Annotated in this window: 16 protein-coding genes; 7 read left to right on the plus strand and 9 right to left on the minus strand. The window is 66.6% G+C overall.

The genetic code is table 11. The features are described 5' to 3' along the window. The 3 genes from GJV64_RS03635 to GJV64_RS03645 form a co-directional block, all read left to right on the plus strand. Positions 1–212: GNAT family N-acetyltransferase (locus tag GJV64_RS03635; RefSeq protein ID WP_164155922.1), on the plus strand; the 212-nt coding region annotated here is incomplete at its 5' end. Between the two features lie 265 nt (positions 213–477). Further along, positions 478–3,291 (plus strand): TonB-dependent receptor plug domain-containing protein, encoded by a 2,814-nt coding sequence (locus GJV64_RS03640; RefSeq protein ID WP_164155923.1) that lies wholly within the window; start codon positions 478–480, stop codon positions 3,289–3,291. 91 nt (positions 3,292–3,382) lie between these two features. Further along, positions 3,383–3,850 carry a Rid family hydrolase gene (locus GJV64_RS03645; RefSeq protein WP_164155924.1) on the plus strand — a complete coding sequence of 156 codons (468 nt, stop codon included), beginning with the start codon at positions 3,383–3,385 and terminating at the stop codon, positions 3,848–3,850. A gap of 55 nt (positions 3,851–3,905) precedes the next feature. Here the strand turns inward: GJV64_RS03645 and GJV64_RS03650 are convergent, their stop codons facing one another. Together GJV64_RS03650 and GJV64_RS03655 are read right to left on the minus strand one after the other, a co-directional pair. Further along, a complete protein-coding gene (locus GJV64_RS03650; protein ID WP_164155925.1) occupies positions 3,906–4,544 on the minus strand; it encodes a carbonic anhydrase in 639 nt (212 codons plus the stop codon). A gap of 10 nt (positions 4,545–4,554) precedes the next feature. Further along, on the minus strand, positions 4,555–6,135 hold the full coding sequence (locus GJV64_RS03655; protein ID WP_164155926.1) for a SulP family inorganic anion transporter: 1,581 nt from the start codon (positions 6,133–6,135) through the stop codon (positions 4,555–4,557). A gap of 123 nt (positions 6,136–6,258) precedes the next feature. Here GJV64_RS03655 and GJV64_RS03660 point away from each other — a divergent pair, with 123 nt between their 5' ends. Further along, a complete protein-coding gene (locus tag GJV64_RS03660) occupies positions 6,259–6,921 on the plus strand; it encodes an MBL fold metallo-hydrolase (RefSeq protein ID WP_164155927.1) in 663 nt (220 codons plus the stop codon). Here the strand turns inward: GJV64_RS03660 and GJV64_RS03665 are convergent. Together GJV64_RS03665 and GJV64_RS03670 are read right to left on the minus strand one after the other, a co-directional pair. Beyond that, positions 6,918–7,802, minus strand: coding sequence for a right-handed parallel beta-helix repeat-containing protein (locus GJV64_RS03665; RefSeq protein ID WP_164155928.1), 885 nt, complete (start codon positions 7,800–7,802; stop codon positions 6,918–6,920). The genes GJV64_RS03660 and GJV64_RS03665 overlap by 4 nt on opposite strands. Positions 7,803–7,845: 43 nt before the next feature. Next, positions 7,846–8,766, minus strand: a complete 921-nt coding sequence (locus GJV64_RS03670; protein ID WP_164155929.1) for a glycosyltransferase family 2 protein — start codon at positions 8,764–8,766, stop codon at positions 7,846–7,848. A gap of 114 nt (positions 8,767–8,880) precedes the next feature. On the opposite strand from GJV64_RS03670, the gene GJV64_RS03675 reads away from it, so the two are divergent. Next, positions 8,881–10,152: a lipopolysaccharide biosynthesis protein gene (locus GJV64_RS03675; RefSeq protein WP_164155930.1), complete on the plus strand. Its 1,272-nt coding sequence runs from the start codon at positions 8,881–8,883 to the stop codon at positions 10,150–10,152. 67 nt (positions 10,153–10,219) lie between these two features. After that, on the plus strand, positions 10,220–11,062 hold the full coding sequence (locus tag GJV64_RS03680; protein WP_164155931.1) for an FkbM family methyltransferase: 843 nt from the start codon (positions 10,220–10,222) through the stop codon (positions 11,060–11,062). 6 nt (positions 11,063–11,068) lie between these two features. Here GJV64_RS03680 and GJV64_RS03685 read toward each other — a convergent pair whose 3' ends face one another. Genes GJV64_RS03685 through GJV64_RS03705 form a run of 5 tightly spaced genes read right to left on the minus strand, consistent with a single transcriptional unit; the run spans position 11,069 to position 15,717 of the window. Beyond that, positions 11,069–11,479 carry an MAPEG family protein gene (locus GJV64_RS03685; protein ID WP_164155932.1) on the minus strand — a complete coding sequence of 137 codons (411 nt, stop codon included), beginning with the start codon at positions 11,477–11,479 and terminating at the stop codon, positions 11,069–11,071. Continuing rightward, positions 11,479–12,279: an outer membrane protein assembly factor BamD gene (locus tag GJV64_RS03690; RefSeq protein ID WP_408014964.1), complete on the minus strand. Its 801-nt coding sequence runs from the start codon at positions 12,277–12,279 to the stop codon at positions 11,479–11,481. Before GJV64_RS03690 ends, GJV64_RS03685 begins: the two co-directional genes overlap by 1 nt. A gap of 56 nt (positions 12,280–12,335) precedes the next feature. Further along, on the minus strand, positions 12,336–13,778 hold the full coding sequence (locus tag GJV64_RS03695; protein ID WP_164155934.1) for an aldehyde dehydrogenase family protein: 1,443 nt from the start codon (positions 13,776–13,778) through the stop codon (positions 12,336–12,338). A 14-nt stretch (positions 13,779–13,792) separates the two neighbouring features. Next, positions 13,793–14,767 carry an NADPH:quinone oxidoreductase family protein gene (locus GJV64_RS03700; protein ID WP_164155935.1) on the minus strand — a complete coding sequence of 325 codons (975 nt, stop codon included), beginning with the start codon at positions 14,765–14,767 and terminating at the stop codon, positions 13,793–13,795. A 44-nt stretch (positions 14,768–14,811) separates the two neighbouring features. After that, a complete protein-coding gene (locus tag GJV64_RS03705) occupies positions 14,812–15,717 on the minus strand; it encodes a hydrogen peroxide-inducible genes activator (protein WP_164155936.1) in 906 nt (301 codons plus the stop codon). A 134-nt stretch (positions 15,718–15,851) separates the two neighbouring features. Here GJV64_RS03705 and GJV64_RS03710 point away from each other — a divergent pair, with 134 nt between their 5' ends. Continuing rightward, the gene (locus GJV64_RS03710; protein ID WP_164155937.1) at positions 15,852–16,400 is read left to right on the plus strand and encodes a peroxiredoxin; all 549 of its coding nucleotides are present in this window, start codon (positions 15,852–15,854) and stop codon (positions 16,398–16,400) included. Positions 16,401–16,486 lie beyond the last annotated feature (86 nt).

The raw sequence follows: 16,486 nt of genomic DNA on the forward strand, positions 1-16,486 counted from the left end.
CGCATGCCGCCCGCCGCGGGGTGGGTGCGGCGCTGCTGCAGGCCTGCGAGGCTGCGGCGGCCGCGGCCGGCTTCACCCGCACCGAACTGATGGCCACATTGCCCGGCGAGCCCTTCTATGCCGCCCATGGCTATGAAGGGGGGGCGCCCATCGATCTGGATTGCGGCGGGGTCGCCGTGCGCTTCGTGCCGATGACCAAACGTCTGGCCTGACGAAACCCGGGTCTGTTGGTCAGATCCTGTCGGGGGATAGTGTCACATTGCGGCAACAGGGGCGCCCAAAATCGCCGGGTGCGCGAATGGCGTATGTGGACAATCGGCACTCAGCGGCCACAGAACCCCGCGTCTGGTGGCAGTTTAGGACCTGATAGCAGGTCTTTCTCGACAGTCACCGGGTTGCGTTGGCAGTGAGGCGGGCAGAGCAGGGGATGCCGGCCACGACGGCCAACAAGGGTCGATTTTGAACCAGGGGACTGACATGACGAGCTTTGCGAAGACTGATTTCCGGCTGGCGACCTCGCTGGTCGCGCTGGCTCTGGCCGGCTTTGCCGTGCCGGCCGTCGCTGCCGACGCCGCCGCCGCTGATGATCAGCAGGCCGCCGCCGCCGCCGACGAACCGAGCGAAGACACCACCATCATCGTGACCGGCACCCGCCGTACCGACCGCACCGTGCTGGAAAGCGCCGTGCCCGTGGACGTGTTCTCCGCCGACGATTTCAAGGCGCAGCCCGCCCCGCAGCTGCAGTCCATCCTGCAGACGCTGGTCCCCTCCTTCAACCAGCAGCGCAACCTGCTGGGTGACGGCTCGGCCTTCATCCGTCCGCCGACCCTGCGCGGCCTGCCGGCTGACCAGATCCTGGTGCTCGTCAACGGCAAGCGCATGCACCGTTCGGCGCTGGTCCAGATTTCGGGTGGCGCCCTCAACGCCGGCGCCCAGGGTGCTGACCTTTCGCAGCTGGCCTCCCCGGCCGTGGGCCGCGTCGAAGTGCTGCGCGATGGCGCCGCCGCTCAGTACGGCTCGGACGCCATTGCCGGCGTGATCAACCTCGGCCTGCGCCGCGACGATGGCTTCGAAGTCACCGCCCGCTATGGCCAGACCTATGAAGGCGACGGCCAGGACACCCAGATCACCGCCTTCTATGGCACCAAGCTGGGTGAAGACGGCGGCTTCGTGAACTTCACCGGCGAGTTCATCGACCAGAACATCTGGGACCGTTCGGTGCCGCGTCCGACCATCGCGCCGCTGGTGGCGCAGGGCATCATCCCCAGCATCGCGACCGGCAACCGCCTCGGCGGCCCGGAGAACCGCGCCTATCGCGGCGTCGTCAACATGGAACTGCCGGCGGGTGACACCACCTTCTATGCCTTCGCGCACTATGGCTGGCAGCGGCAGGGGAACGATTTCAATTTCCGCCCGCCGGTTGCCACCACCCACGACGCGATTCCGGGCCGCCCAGGCACTGCCTCCACTCCTGCTGCGGTCAATCCGGTGTTCCTTGACCGGGTTGGCTTCGACAGCCAGGGCCGCGCGCTGTGGGACGTGAACGGCGCGAGGTTCAATATCTTCAACGACCCACGCTTCCCCGAGATGCGCAACGGCTACACGCCGTTCTTCGAGAACACCAACGAGGATCTGGGCATCGTCGCGGGCTTCAAGGGCGCCGAGTTCGGGATCAACTATGACATCTCGCTGATGTATGGTCAGAACCAGATCCGCTACTTCATGAACGACACGATCAATCGCGCACTTGGCCCGAACACGCCGACTGATTTCTACATGGGCAAGTTCGTGCAGCGCGAGTTCAACTTCAATGCGGACTTCAGCGTGCCGGTCGAAGTCGGCTTCTACAAGCCGTTGAACATTGCATGGGGCGTCGAAGTGCGCCGTGAAGCCTTCGAAGTCGGCCTTGGTGATCGCGCATCGTGGGAAGTCGGGCCCTATGCCTCCCAGCTGTTGGTCGAGTGCCAGCTGGGTGGGTCCATCGTGCCCTGCTCCACGCCCGGTTCGACGATCGTGCCGGGTGCCGCCATCAACCCGTTCACCGGCACCCGCGTCCCTGCGACGCAATCGCCGGGTTCGGACGGCTTCCAGGGCTTTGGGCCGGCTTCGGTTACCGAAGGTGGCCGCAACAACTATTCGGCCTATCTCGATCTTGAAGCCACCGTGGTCGAAGGCCTCGATGTCGGCGTTGCCGCGCGCTACGACTATTTCAACGACTTCGGTGACACCTTCAACGGCAAGATCAGCGCCCGCTATGCCTTCAACGAAGCGATTGCCATCCGTGGCGCGGCTTCGACCGGCTTCCGCGCGCCGACCCCGGGCCAGCAGTTCACCCAGAACCTGACCACCGGCTTCCCGTTCGGTTCGACCGTGCCGCTCGGCATCGCCACTGTGCGGGCGGACAGCGCCATCGGCGCGTTCTACCTCGCTCAGCCGCTGAGCCCGGAAAAGTCGCGGAGCTTCTCGGGCGGCATCGTGGTGCAGCCGGGCGCCGGCTTCACGCTGACGGTCGACTACTACAACATCAAGGTGGATGACCGCATCGGCCTGACCGGCAACATCAACCCCAACCAGGCCAACCCGGGCGGTCAGACCGCCACGCAGTTCCTGCTGTCGCAGGGCGTCGCGGAAGCGGCCGAACTGGGTGCCGTGCGCTACTTCACCAACGCCTTCGACACCCGCACGCAGGGCGTGGACATCGTGCTGAGCCACAAGGCGGACACCGGCATCGGCCGCTTCAACTCCAGCCTGGCGGTCAACTACAACAAGACCAAGGTCACCGACCGCAAGGTGATCAATGGGACTCTGGCCAACGGCCAGGTGCTGTCGAACTTCCGCCCGGTGGACGATGTGCGCGTCACCAACATCGAACGCAACAACCCGAACTGGCGCGCCGTGCTGTCCACCAACTGGACCAACGGCATGTTCGATGCCACCGGCCGTGTGAACTACTATGGCAAGTTCGCCTCGCGCTTCGACCCGATCACCAGCGGTTTCGGTGCCACCCCGGGCGTGCCGGATGCCGCGGCTGCGGCGGCACTGTATCCGAACCCCTTCATCAAGGAGTTCAAGGCGCAGGCCAGCATCGACCTTGAAGTCGGCGTGACCTTCCAGGAGCAGTTCCGCCTGGCGGTGGGTGCGCAGAACCTGCTGAACACCTATCCGGAGCGCGAGACCCGCAACATCTTCCCGTCGACGGGCGGTGCGGCCAACGGCTCGATCTACCCGGACACGGCGCCGATCGGCCAGCAGGGCGGATTCTGGTACGTGCGCGCCTCCGCGAAGTTCTGATCGCGAAGGCCGGCATTATCGCTTGCCAACGGCGGGCGGCAGGGCAATCCTGCCGCCCGTTCGTTTTTCACCAACCGAAGGGGACTGTTCCATGAAGCTGTTCGCACTTGCCGCCGCCGCTGCCACCCTGATCGCTGCCCCGGCCCTGGCCCAGAATGTCGAGAAGGTCGGCACGCCGGGCGGCCGCATCCTCACCGCCGCCAAGGTGAAGGCCGGCGCCACCACCGTCTATCTGTCGGGCAACCTCGCCTCTCCGCAGACGCCGGGCGGCAGCGACTATGGTGACACCAAGACCCAGACGATCAGCACGCTGAACAAGATCAAGGACCTGCTGGCCCAGCACGGCATGACGATGAAGGACATCGTGCGCATGGACGCCTATCTGGTGGCGGCCCCGGGCATGGACGGCAAGATGGACTTCGCCGGCTTCAACGCCGGCTTCGCCCAGTTCTTCGGCACGGCCGAAAACCCCACCACCACCACCCGCACCACCATGCAGGTCGCCGCCCTGGCCGGCCCGAACTTCCTGGTGGAGCTGACGGTCATCGCCGCCAAGTAAGGCCCGCACATCGGCACATCAGGGGCCGTCGCGGCAACGCGGCGGCCCCTTTGCGTTATAGCAGCACGCGTTCCGGCTTGGGCACTTCGGTCAGGACGGTGTCGCGATCGATGCGCATCAGCGGCTTGATGTGGCCGTCGCGCAGATCATACACCCAGCCGTGCAGCGTGAGCGGCCGCTTGGCCTTGAAGGCCTTCTGCACCGGCGCGGCGCCCGCCAGGTGCAGCAGCTGGTCGCGCACGTTCACCTCCACCAGCCGGTTCACCCGCTCCTCGCCTTCGGCCAGGGCCATGATCTCGCCGCGGTGATCGTTCAGCACCTGGCGGGCGTGTTCCAGCCAGTGGGCAATGGGGCCTTCCGGCGCGCCGTCCAGCGCGGCCTGGATGCCGCCACAGCCATAATGGCCGCAGATCACCACATGCTCCACCTCCAGCACGTTCACCGCATAGTCCAGCACGGCCATCAGGTTGCGATCGTCGGGATAGACGAGATTGGCGATGTTGCGGTGCACGAACAGGCCGCCGGGCACCGCTTGCGTCATCTGATCGGGCGCCACGCGGCTGTCGGAACAGCCGATCCACAGGAAGGCCGGGCGCTGCCAGTTGACGTTGCGATTGAAGAACTCTGGGTTCTCGGCCAGCATCTCGGCGGCCCAGGCCCGGTTTGACAGCAGCAGCTGATCGACTTCCTTCATGGTGAAACCCTCATGTTGCGCGGGCGCGGGTGATGGGGGCGTTGATCAGCGCGGCCGTCTTGCGGCCCGGATCGGCGCGCAGCTTCACGTCGATGTCGCGGAAGGAGGCCGCCTTCACGAAGCCGTTGATGATGTCGATGCAATCCAGATCGACATAGGAGGTGGCCGAGATGTCGATCAGCAGCACCGAGCCATCGGGCACCCGGTTCAGCGCCTCGACCAGCGCCGGCTTGTGCATGAAGTGCAGGTTGCGCCGCGCCCGCACCATCACCGTGCCGCCATACTCGACATAGGTGATGATGTTGCCGGCCGACCGCCAGATGACAAAGCCGAAGCCGACCAGCAGCCCGATCGCGATGCCGACCAGCAGATCGGTGAACAATATGGCCGCCACGGTGATCACGAACGGCGCGAACTGGGTGTAGCCCTGCTTCCAGCGCTGGAGGAACAGCGCCGGCTTGGCCAGCTTGTAGCCGGTGGCGATCAGGATCGCGGCCAGCGCCGACAGCGGGATGAGGTTGAGGATGCCGGGGATGATCGCCAGCCCCAGCAGCAGCCAGACGCCGTGCAGGATGGTGGAGAGGCGCGAATCCGCACCCGCCGCCACGTTTGCCGACGACCGCACGATGACCGAGGTGACCGGGAGGCCACCGAGCAGCCCGGAAACGAAATTGCCGGCCCCCTGCGCCAACAGTTCGCGGTTCTTGTCGGTGACGCGGCGCTTGGCATCCAGCTCGTCCACCGCCTTGACCGACAGCAGCGATTCCAGGCTGGCGACGATGGCGAGGGTGAGCGCCGTGGTCCACACCTTGGCATTTGAGATGACGGCGAAATCCGGCAGGCGGATCTGATCGGCCAGCGCCAGGGGTGTTTCCGACAGCGGCACCTGCACCAGGTGCGTCGGTGCGATGGCGAGGCCAGGGGCGTAGAGGCGAAACAGCTCGTTGGCGCCCACCCCGAACAGCACCACCACCAGCGGGCCGGGCACCAGTTTCCACGGGCCCTGCTTGGGCTGCGCCTTGTCCCACCAGAACAGGAACACCAGGCTGATGGCGGCGATCAGCGCCGCCCCCCACAATATGTCGTTGCCGAGGCTGTGCGCGATGGCGGTGAGCGTGTTTTCGCCATCAGGCTCGAAGAAGCCGAAATCGCCTTCCGGATCGCCATCATAGCCCACCGCGTGCGGGATCTGCTTGAGGATGAGGATCAGGCCGATGGCCGCCAGCATGCCGGTGATCACGGCGCCCGGCACGAATTCGGCGATGACACCGCCACGGCTGGCGGCAAAAGCCATCTGCAAGAGGCCGGCGAGGCACACGGCGAGCAGGAAGGCCTCGAAGCTGGGCAGGCTGGTGATCGCTGCCAGCACGATGGTGGTGAGGCCGGCGGCCGGCCCGGAGACCGACAGCGGCGAGCGGCTGATCGATCCCACCACGATGCCGCCAACGATGCCCGCCACCAGGCCCGAGATCAGCGGCGCACCCGAAGCCAGCGCCACCCCCAGGCACAGCGGCAGCGCCACCAGCGCCACCACGATCGACGCGGGCACATCCTGCCGCCAACTGGCCAGCGGCCCGGCTGCTGCTGTCATCCGTTCAACACTCCCAATCCGTATGCTCAAGAGATAGCAGGCGCTGTGGGCAGTGCAGCATTACCAAACTGTCATCTTGAGAGCCGGCTTGCGCGCCAGCGGCGGATTCGCCAGTGAAGGAGCATGACCGACAAGCCGCCCCTTCAGGCCGTCATCGTGCCGGTGACCCCGCTGCAGCAGAATTGCACCCTGTTGTGGTGCACAAAAACGATGCGCGGCGCCTTCACCGATCCGGGCGGCGACCTTGACCGGCTGATGGCGGTGGCGGGCGAGCACGGCGTGACCATCGAGAAACTGCTCGTCACCCACGGCCATATCGATCATTGCGGGCTGACCGGCGTGCTGGCCAGGCAGCTGGGCGTGCCCATCGAGGGGCCGCACCGCGACGACAAGTTCTGGATCGACATGAACCCGGCCCAGGGCGCTGCCTATGGGGTGCCGGGCGCCGAGGCCTTCACGCCCGACCGCTGGCTGGAGGATGGCGACCAGGTGACGGTGGGCGACCTGGTGCTGGATGTCTATCACTGCCCCGGCCATACGCCCGGCCACGTGGTGTTCCATCACGCGCCGTCAAAGCTGGCGATCGTGGGCGACGTGCTGTTCCAGGGCTCGATCGGCCGCACCGACTTTCCGCGCGGCAATTACAACGATCTGGTCACCGCCATCACCACCAAGCTGTGGCCGCTGGGCAACGACACCGCCTTCGTGCCCGGCCACGGCCCGATGAGCAGCTTTGGCCGTGAGCGCCAGACCAACGCCTTCGTGGCCGACCGGATGCTGGCCTAGCATTTCTCGCGGCCGAGGCCGCCGCTGGGCACGATGTTGCCGCACGCCAGCGCCGTGCCCGGCATGATCACCGCCCGCCATTCCGGCACCGCGCTTTCGAGCCGGTTGCCTTCGATCCGGCAATTCTCGCACACATTGAGGCGCAGCCCGTTGCGGCCGGCACGGATGGTGTTACCCGTGATGGTGACGTTGCGCAGCGGTTCTCCGGGGCCGAACTGGGTGATGCCGTGGCCAATGGTGTCGAACCTGTTGTTGGCCAGCGTGACATTGTGGACAGCGTTGTACATCTGCACGACATCGCTGTGCCAGCCATCCTTCCAGGCGCCGGCCTTCTCCTGACATTGCTTCCGGCCGACCTTCTCCTCCACCCGGCCATCGGGCAGCGTGCAGGAACTGAAATTCTTCTGGAACGGCCCGGCGACATTGTTGCTGAAGTCGATGTCGCTGGCCTTGGTGACGATCAGACAGTCCTCCACCTCGCCGACACAGCGCGAATTGCGCACCGACAGGCCGGAGGCACCGCCCATCACGATCGCCTTGCGGGCGCGGGTGAAGGTCACGTTATCGAAGGCTATGCCGCGCGCGCCGCCGGTGATGAGGACCGCATAAAGGCCGGCTCCGCGGGCGCCACCGGCGATGCCGCTGCCCAGCGGCGCCCGGATGGTGCCGCCCTTCCACACCAGGTTGCCGCCGCCCTTGACGGCGAGACCGGCGACGGTGCGTCCCGCGGCCTCCACGGTCACGGGCGCCCGGAAGATCTGGGTGTTGACCAGCGCCGGCCGGCCGTCCGGGCTCGGGCAATCCTGGGTCAGGCGAAATGGCCCCGTGCTGGCAGGATTGGCCAGGGCCACGGCCAGTGCCGCACAACTCACCGAAATCATGGCATTCTCCCGCGCGGCAGCACAGCCGCAACAGGAGCCTAGCTCAGGCGCTCCCGGCGGTGAAGGGCGCCCGCGCCAGGCTGAGTGCCAGCGCCGCCCAGCTGGCAAGGTGACCGGGCCGGGCCCGCACCGCCTGGGCCAGGTGCGGCAGGGCCGCGCGATAATGGCCAGCGCGCTGATAAATTCGCGCCATCTTGAACAGCTTGGCAGCGCGCAGGGCCGGATCCGCCGCAACCAGATCAGCATGCTTGGCCATGATGACCTGCACTGTGTAGGCCCCGTTCAGGCGGCGGTGGGTGATGCTGTCTGGCATCAGATAGGTCATCACCAGCGGCTCTTCGATAAAGGCAAATTTCGTCCGCCGGGCCAACCGGATCGTCAATTCCCAATCCAGCCCAACCTTCAGACTTTCATCGAAACCGCCGACGGCGTCGAACAGCGCCTTGGTCACTACCAGCGTCTGCGTGGAGGCGATTGCGTTGCGCAGAACCTCGGCCAGCACATCACCTTCCACTTGCTTGCGGTCGGGCCCGGGCACATAGGCGGCATAGCGGATGCCGAAGTTCCCGTGATTGTCACGCCCGTGCACGATCTTGGCGCAATAGCTCACCTGATAATCCGGCCCCAGTTCGGCGCGGCGGGCGAGCTGCTTTTCCAGCATCGTCACGCACCATTCGTCATCACTGTCCTGGAAGGCGATCAGCGGCGCGCGGGCGGCAGCCACACCGGTGTTGCGGGCCGCGGCGCCGCCCCGGTTCGTCTCGTGCACCAGAACCCGCAGCCGGGGATCGGTGAAGCGCTTCAGCAGCGCCTGCGTGTCATCGCTGGAACAATCATCGACAACGATCAGTTCCAGATCGTCAAAGGTCTGGCGCAGCACGCTCTCGATGGCCCGCGACACGCAATAGGCGCGGTTGTAGGTGGGCAGGACCACCGATACCGCCGGGCGCCTGCTGTCGTCCACCAAACTACTGCCTCCCCGCCACCGCCATTGCTGGCCGGTCCGGAAGCGTCTAACCGACGAGCATATGGGTTGCAACCGGGCGGGGGCAGTGATGCCGGTTCCAGTGGGGTGGGCGTGAACAGGCTGCGCGTGCTGGCGCGGGGCAGCCGTTTTGCGCTGGTTGCCCTCGTCCTCACCCAGGCCATGGTGCTTGCGCGCAGCGCGCTCATCGCCCGGGCGCTGGGGCCCGAACAATATGGCATCGCTGCCACCTTCATCCTGTTGCAGCAGTTCCTCGATTCCACCAGCGACACCGGGCTGAACAAGTTCACCCTGTCGCACGCGCAGGGCCATCTGCGCCGGATGATGGCGACCATTCACGCCATCTCGGCCGCCCGCGCCGGCCTGGTGGCGCTTTTGCTGCTGGCTGTGGGCTGGCCGGCCTTTCACCTGCTGGGCGTCACTTCGTCCGTCCTGCCCTTTGCCGTGCTGGCGGCAGCCTCGCTGTGCATTGGCTTCACCCATTATGATGGCATCCGCATGCAGCGCGGCAGCGATCTTTCCGCAGTGTCGCTGGGCAACCTCGCGGCCGAACTGGCCTCGACAGCCGCAGCGGCGCTGCTGGTGCTGGTGGACCAGAGCTATCTGGTGGCGCTGTGGGTGATCCTGGCAAAGACCGCCACGGCGGCACTGTTCTCGTTCCTGCTTGCCCGCCGCCCCTACGCCATTGCGTTCGACCGGCCCAGCGCACGGCTGATCTGGGCCTTTTCGCTGCCGCTGATGATCAATGGCCCGGTGCTGTTCTTCACGGCCCAGGGCGAACGGCTGGCGGCCGCCGCTGCCCTGCCGCCGCGGGAGCTGGGCATCTACACCGCTGCGCTGCTGCTCATCTACACGCCCAGCCAGCTGTTCCTGCGCTTTCTGGGCACGGTGTTCCTGCCCGAGCTGTCGCGCGAGGTGCGCGAGACCGGGCGCCATGGCCCGCGCTTCGCCTTTGTCACGGTGGCTGCCGCCGTTGCCATGGCGGCGGGCTTTGCGCTGCTGGGCCAATGGCTCATCCTGCTGTTCTTTGGCGAACGCTATCGGCTGGACTGGCTGATCGTCGCGATCATCGGCCTCACCCAGGCGCTGCGCTTCTCCCGCGTCTGGTCCAGCGGGCTGGCGCTGGCCTATGGCATCACCGGCCAGATCCTCGGCGCCAACAGCCTGCGCCTCGTCATGATCCCGCTGTGCCTGCTGGGCGTGTGGGCGATCGGCGGCATGATGGGGCTGGCGATCGGCGCGCTGGCCGGGGAGGCGATTGCCCTCGTCTATGCCAACTGGTCGGTGCGCCGCGCACTGGCGCGGCGATCCGCGGCAACCGCCGCCACCAGCCCGGCTGCTGCATCCGACGACTTGGCGCCCTGAGGGGCAGGTTTGACATCAACCGGGGTGCCCGTTACGCCTCGCCCACCAACGGCGGGGTGCTTCGCAGATGTTCAAGCGTATCGCGCGGGACTGGATCCGCACGCACAGTGATGGCCCGCTTGTCCGCACCCTCGCCCGCCGCTGTGAAGGCTTCCTGTATCTCGCCTACAACCAGGGCTTCTGGGATTTTGACCGCAACGGCGAGGCACGCGTGCTGCGGACCATCGGGGCACATCTCAAGGGCCAGATACCGATCGTGCTTGATGTTGGCGCCCATTATGGCGAATGGTGCGCATCCTGCACCGCGATCATGCCGGATGCCCGGGTCTATTCGTTCGAGCTAATTGCCGAGCAGGCGGCCGAGGCGCGCGCCCAGCATGCGTCCAACCCCAATGTCAGCGTGTTCGAATTCGGCCTGTCGGACAGCGATGCCGAGATCGAGATCAGCTACAACCCCGCTGCGGGCCGCGCCACCTCGATCGCCCCGCGCCTGCGCTCGCAATTCTTTGCCGATGTCCCGCTCAGGAAGGCCCTGTGCCAGGTGCGGCGCGGTGACCAGGTGGCCGAGCTCAATGCCCTGCCCCGCATCGACCTGTTGAAGATCGACACCGAAGGCCATGAGCTGTTCGTGCTGCGCGGCCTCGAAGGCGTGCTGGCCAATCCGCAGTTGCGGCCGACGGTGATCCAGTTCGAATATGGCGACACCTTCATCCCGCAGCGGGCCACCCTGTCCGAGGTCCACGGCCTGCTGGCGCCGCTCGGCTATGCGATCGGCCGGGTCAGTCCGCGCGGCGTGAACTTCAAGCCCTACAGCTATGCCGACGAACATTATCGCATGGGTAACTATGTCGCCGTGCAGGGCGCGCCCGATCTGCAGCGGGCCCTGCAGGGCGCCTGGGCCGGCGCCTGATCGGCCTCAGACGAAATCGTCGGGTGCCGGCGGCGGCACCAGCCCCAGCCACAGCGCCCAAAGCGACAGGCCGGCGATCAGCACCCAGGTGACCAGCGCACCGGCCGCCCGGAACGGGTTGGGCGCCGGCCGGCTCATGCCGATGGCGTGGGCGATGCGGGCCAGCACCAGGAGGCCACCCGTGCCCCACAACCACGGCGAGCCGTGCCCGGTGGTGAACTCGATGCCGCCCATCAGGATGAGGGCGAGCGGCACATGCTCGATGAAATTGCCATGGGCGCGGATGCGTTCCAGCATCTGCGCGTCACCGCCGTCGCCGATCATGATCTTGCCAGTCGCCCGCCGCGCCACCACCCGGACCGTGAGGGCAAGGAAGACCAGGCCCAGAAGCCCGGCGGTGATCAGTGTTGCAGGCATCAGGAGGCGGAGGCGGTCTTCTTCGGTGCGTCCGGCACGTGGCGCTGGATCAACCGATAGCTGCGCTCATACCATTTCGATCCCGGATAATTGCTGCCCAGCACGGCAGCGGCCTTCACCGCCTCTTCGGGGATGCCCATGGCGAGATAGGATTCGACCAGGCGCTCCAAGGCCTCGGGCGTATGGCTGGTCGTCTCAAACCGGTCGACAACCGTGCGGAAGCGGATGATGGCGGCGAGGAACAGGCCCTGCTTCTGGTAGAAGCGGCCGATCTCCATCTCCTTGCCGGCCAGGTGATCGCGGGCGAGGTCGATCTTCAGCCGGGCATCGGCGGCATAATCGGTGTTGGGATAGCGGCGGATCAGCTCACCCAGCGCATCCAGCGCCTGCTGGGTGATCTTCTGGTCCTTCTGCACACCCATGATCTGGTTGTAGTAGCTGAGCGCCACCATGTAATAGGCATAGGGCGCCTCGCGGCTGCCGGGGTGCAGCGACAGGAAGCGCTGCGCCGCGCCGATCGCCTCGGCATACTGGCCCGAGACATAATAGCTGAACGACGACATCAGCTGCGCCCGCCGCGCCCACACGCTGTAGGGGTGCTGGCGCTCCACCTCGTCGAACTGGGCGGCGGCCAGCTTGTAGTTGCGGCGGTCCAGCGTCTCGCGGGCCGCCGAATAGAGCGTCTCCACGTCCTGCGCCATGTAGCGCTGGTCCTTTTTCGCCTTGCCGCCGCGCGCGCAGCCCGACAGCAGGGCGACGACAACAAGTGATGCGGCGAGCGAACGGCTGAGACGGGGCATGGGCATGGCCATTCCCTAGCAGCATGGCGGCAGGGGGAAAAGCGCCTTGGAGAGCCCTACATGTCCTGGGGACGCCGCCTGATCACGAGGTTCCTGATCTCGGTCATGTCCTCCATCGCGAAGCGCACGCCCTCGCGGCCCAGCCCTGAATCCTTCACCCCGCCATAGGGCATGTTGTCGACACGGTAGCTGGGCACATCGTTGATGATGACGCCGCCCACCTCCAGCCGGTCCCACGCCTTCAGGGCCTGGAACAGGTCGCGGGTGAAGATGCCGGCCTGCAGACCGAACTTGCTGTCGTTCACGATCTCCAGCGCCTCGTCGAAGCTGGAGAAGCGGGCGAAGAAGGCGACCGGGCCGAAGGCTTCCTCGTTGTTCAGCTTCGCGTCGCGCGGCACGTCTTCCAGCAGCGTCGCCGCCAGCATCGCTCCGTCGCGCTGGCCGCCGCACAACAGCTTCGCGCCGCCGGCCACCGCCTCGGCAATCCAGCCGTCCAGCCGCGCCGCTTCCTTGATGTCGATCATCGGACCCACGAACGTCGCTTCCTCGCGCGGGTCGCCGGCGATCAGCTTCGCCGTGCGCTCCACCATCTTGGCCTTGAACGCGTCGTAGACGGCATCGTGAACCAGGATGCGCTGCACGCCCACGCAGCTCTGGCCAGACTGGTAGAAGGCACCGAAGAGGGTGCGATCCGCCGCATCATCCAGATCGGCATCGGGCATGATCACAACCGCCGCGTTGCCACCAAGCTCCAGCACCACCTTCTTCTTGCCGGCGCGGGCCTTCAGGTCCCAGCCGACATCGGGTGAGCCGGTGAAGCTGAGCAATTTCAGCCGGTCATCGGTGGTGAACAGGTCGGCGCCCTCGCGGTGGGCGGGCAGGATGGAGAAGGCGCCCGCCGGCAGCCCGGTCTCGGCCAGCACCTCGCCGATGATCAGCGCGCCCAGCGGCGTGCGGCTGGCCGGCTTCATCACGAACGGGCAGCCCACCGCGATGGCCGGGGCAATCTTGTGGGCCGCCAGGTTCAGCGGGAAGTTGAACGGGCTGATGAAGCTGCACGGGCCAATCGGCACACGCTTCCACATCCCCTGATAGCCTTTGGCGCGCGGTGCGATGTCGAGCGGCTGCACCTCGCCAGTCATCCGCACGCTTTCCTCGGCGGCGATGCGGAAGGTGTCGATCAGGCGGCCCACCTCACCGCGCGAATCGCGGATCGGCTTGCCCGCCTCGATGCACAGGGCCTGGGTCAGTTCCTCCTGCCGCTCGGTGAAGCGGGCGACGCAGTGCGCCAGCACCGCCTGCCGTTCATAGGCGGCCATGCGCGCCATCGGTTCGGTTGCGGCCACGGCAGCCGCGATTGCGCGATCGATGGTGGCAGCATCGGCCATGGCGACGCGGGTCGCCACCTTGCCGGTGAACTTGTCGGTTACCGCCAGGTCGGCATTGGGCTGCTCCGGCACGTTGGCAACATAGAGCGGATACTGATCGCGCAGGGCCATGGCCATATTCCTCCTCAGACGGTGAGCACAACCTTGCCCAGCGCTTTCCTGTCCATCATCCAGCGGATCGCCGCCGGGCCTTCATCGAGCGCGAAATGGCGCGACACATGCGGGCGCAGCTTGCCATCGGCATACCAGCGCAGCAGCTCTTCCATGTTCTCGCGGTGCAGGGCCGGCTCGGCTTGCGTGAAGGCGCCCCAGAACACGCCGACGATGCTGGCGCCCTTGATGAGCGGCAGGTTCAGCGGCAGCGCAGGGATGGCGCCGGCGGCAAAGCCGATGACGAGATAGCGGCCGTTCCAGGCGATGCTGCGGAAGGCCGGCTCGGCAAAACGGTCGCCCACCGGATCATAGATCACGTCGGCACCGCGCCCGCCGGTCAGCGCCTTCACGCGCTCCTTCAGGTCTTCGGTGGCATAGTTGATGGTCTCGTCCGCCCCCATCTCGCGGCAGAGCGCCAGCTTTTCATCGGACGAGGCGGCTGCGATCACCTTCGCGCCCATCACCTTGCCCAGTTCGACCGCGGTCAACCCCACGCCGCCGGCCGCGCCCAGCACCAAGAGGGTTTCGCCCGGCTTCAGCTGCCCACGCTGCTTCAGGGCATGGTGGCTGGTGCCATAGGTCATGGTGAAGCCGGCGGCGATGTCGAACGGCATGCCGGGCGTCATCTTCACCACCTGGCTGCGATTGGCGATCACTTCCTCGGCCATGGCGCCGTGGCCGGTCATGGCGATCACCTCGTCACCCACCGCAACGTCGGAGACGCCTTCGCCCACCGCGCTCACCACGCCGGCACATTCGCCGCCCGGACTGAACGGCAGCGCCGGCTTGAACTGGTAGAGGTTGCGGATGATCAGCGTGTCCGGGAAATTCACCCCCACCGCCTTCACGCTTATGCGCACCTGGCCGCGCGCCGGCTCCGGCACCGGAATATCCTTCACCACCAGCTTTTCCGGGTCTCCGTGTTCAACGCACAGCACGGCCTTCATGGGCTCGATCCTCCCTGATGCTTTCGGGCCTACATAGCCCCGGGTTACGGCAGCGCCAATCCTGCCAAAATCGTGTCGCCCAGCAGCCGGAACTCCGCCTCGCGCGGAGAGCCCTGGCGCCAGGCCAGCGCCACGGTGCGTGACGCGTTTCCAGCCACCGGCCGAGCGATCAGCCGCGTGTGGGCAATCAGGCCGGCATCCAGCGCCAGCTTCGGCACCAGCGTCTGCCCCAGCCCGCCGGCCACCATCTCGACGAGCGTGACAAGGCTGGTGCCGCGATGCGCCGGATCGGCGCGCAGTTCGGGCTTGCCGCAGGCCGAAAGCGCCTGGTCCTTCAGGCAATGGCCATCTTCCAGCAGCAGGAGATTGTGGGGGTCGATGCTGGCCGGCGCCACGGCCGGCGGCGGATCGGGCAGATCACCGGCGCGGAACACCAGGAAGAACGGGTCCTCGAACAGCGGCATGACGGACAAGCCCGGCGTCTCCCACGGCAGCGCCAGCAGCACGGCATCGAGCATGCCGCGGGCCAGCGCCTCGGTGGCCGGGCCGCTCATCTCCTCGCGCAGTTGCAGCTTCAGTTCGGGCCACTGGCCGCGCACATGCCCCATCACGCGCGGCAGCAGATAGGGCGCTATGGTGGGGATCACCCCCAGCCGCAACGGACCGGCCAGCGGCTTGTCGCCGCCCACCGTCAGGCCCACCAAGTCATCGGCCTCGCGCAGCACGTCATAGGCCTTGGCCACCACCCGTTCGCCCATCGGGGTGAAGCGCACCACACGCCGGTTGCGCTCGACGAGCCGCACGCCCAGCAGCGATTCCAGTTCGGCCAGCCCGGCCGACAACGTGGACTGGGTGACGAAGCAGGCCTCTGCCGCGCGGCCGAAATGGCCGTGGATGTGCAGCGCCGTCAGATACTGCAGCTGCTTGAGGGTCGGTTGATAGGCCGTCATTGATGCAATCGATTTGTCATAGAGAATTTATCGATTGGATTTCTATCTCGCACACCGGCAAGGGGCAAGCGTCGGCTGCTGCTGTCCAGCGGCGCCGGCCAGAATTCCACCCTTCATGAACAAGGAACAGACCCATGGCGCTGACCGTTGGCGATACCATCCCCTCCTTCGATCTTCCCGTGCAGCAGGGCGTTGCCGCGCTGCCGGCCGGCGAGACGCTGGACATCACCAAGGCCTACCCCGGCAAGTGGAAGATCCTGTTCTACTGGCCGAAGGACTTCACCTTCGTGTGCCCGACCGAGATCATCGGCTATGGCGATCTGAAGGGCGATTTCGCTGACCGTGACGCCGTGCTGATCGGCGCCTCGACCGACACCGATTTCGTGCACTTCGCCTGGCGCAAGTCGGACGAGCGCCTGGCGGCGTGCGATTTCCCCTGGCTGGCCGACAACTCCAAGCTGCTGGCCGACGCGCTGGGCATCATCGTGCCGGGCGCCGGCGTGCCGCTGCGCGCCACCTTCATCATCGATCCGGAAAACGTGATCCAGCACATCACGGTCAACGGCCTCAACGTCGGCCGCAATCCGGCCGAAACGCTGCGCATCCTCGACGCGCTGCAGACCGACGAGCTGTGCCCGTGCAACTGGCAGGGTGGCGAAGAGACGCTGAAGCCGGCCGCGTGAGCCGCAGCCGGGCGCGTGGATAGCGCAGCGCGCTATCCACCGACTCCGGCAAGGCCGGCCGGGCGGGCGCGGCGCGCTCCCGCGCC

This window comes from Sandarakinorhabdus rubra, assembly GCF_010994245.1.
Taxonomy (GTDB): Bacteria; Pseudomonadota; Alphaproteobacteria; order Sphingomonadales; family Sphingomonadaceae; genus Sandarakinorhabdus; species Sandarakinorhabdus rubra.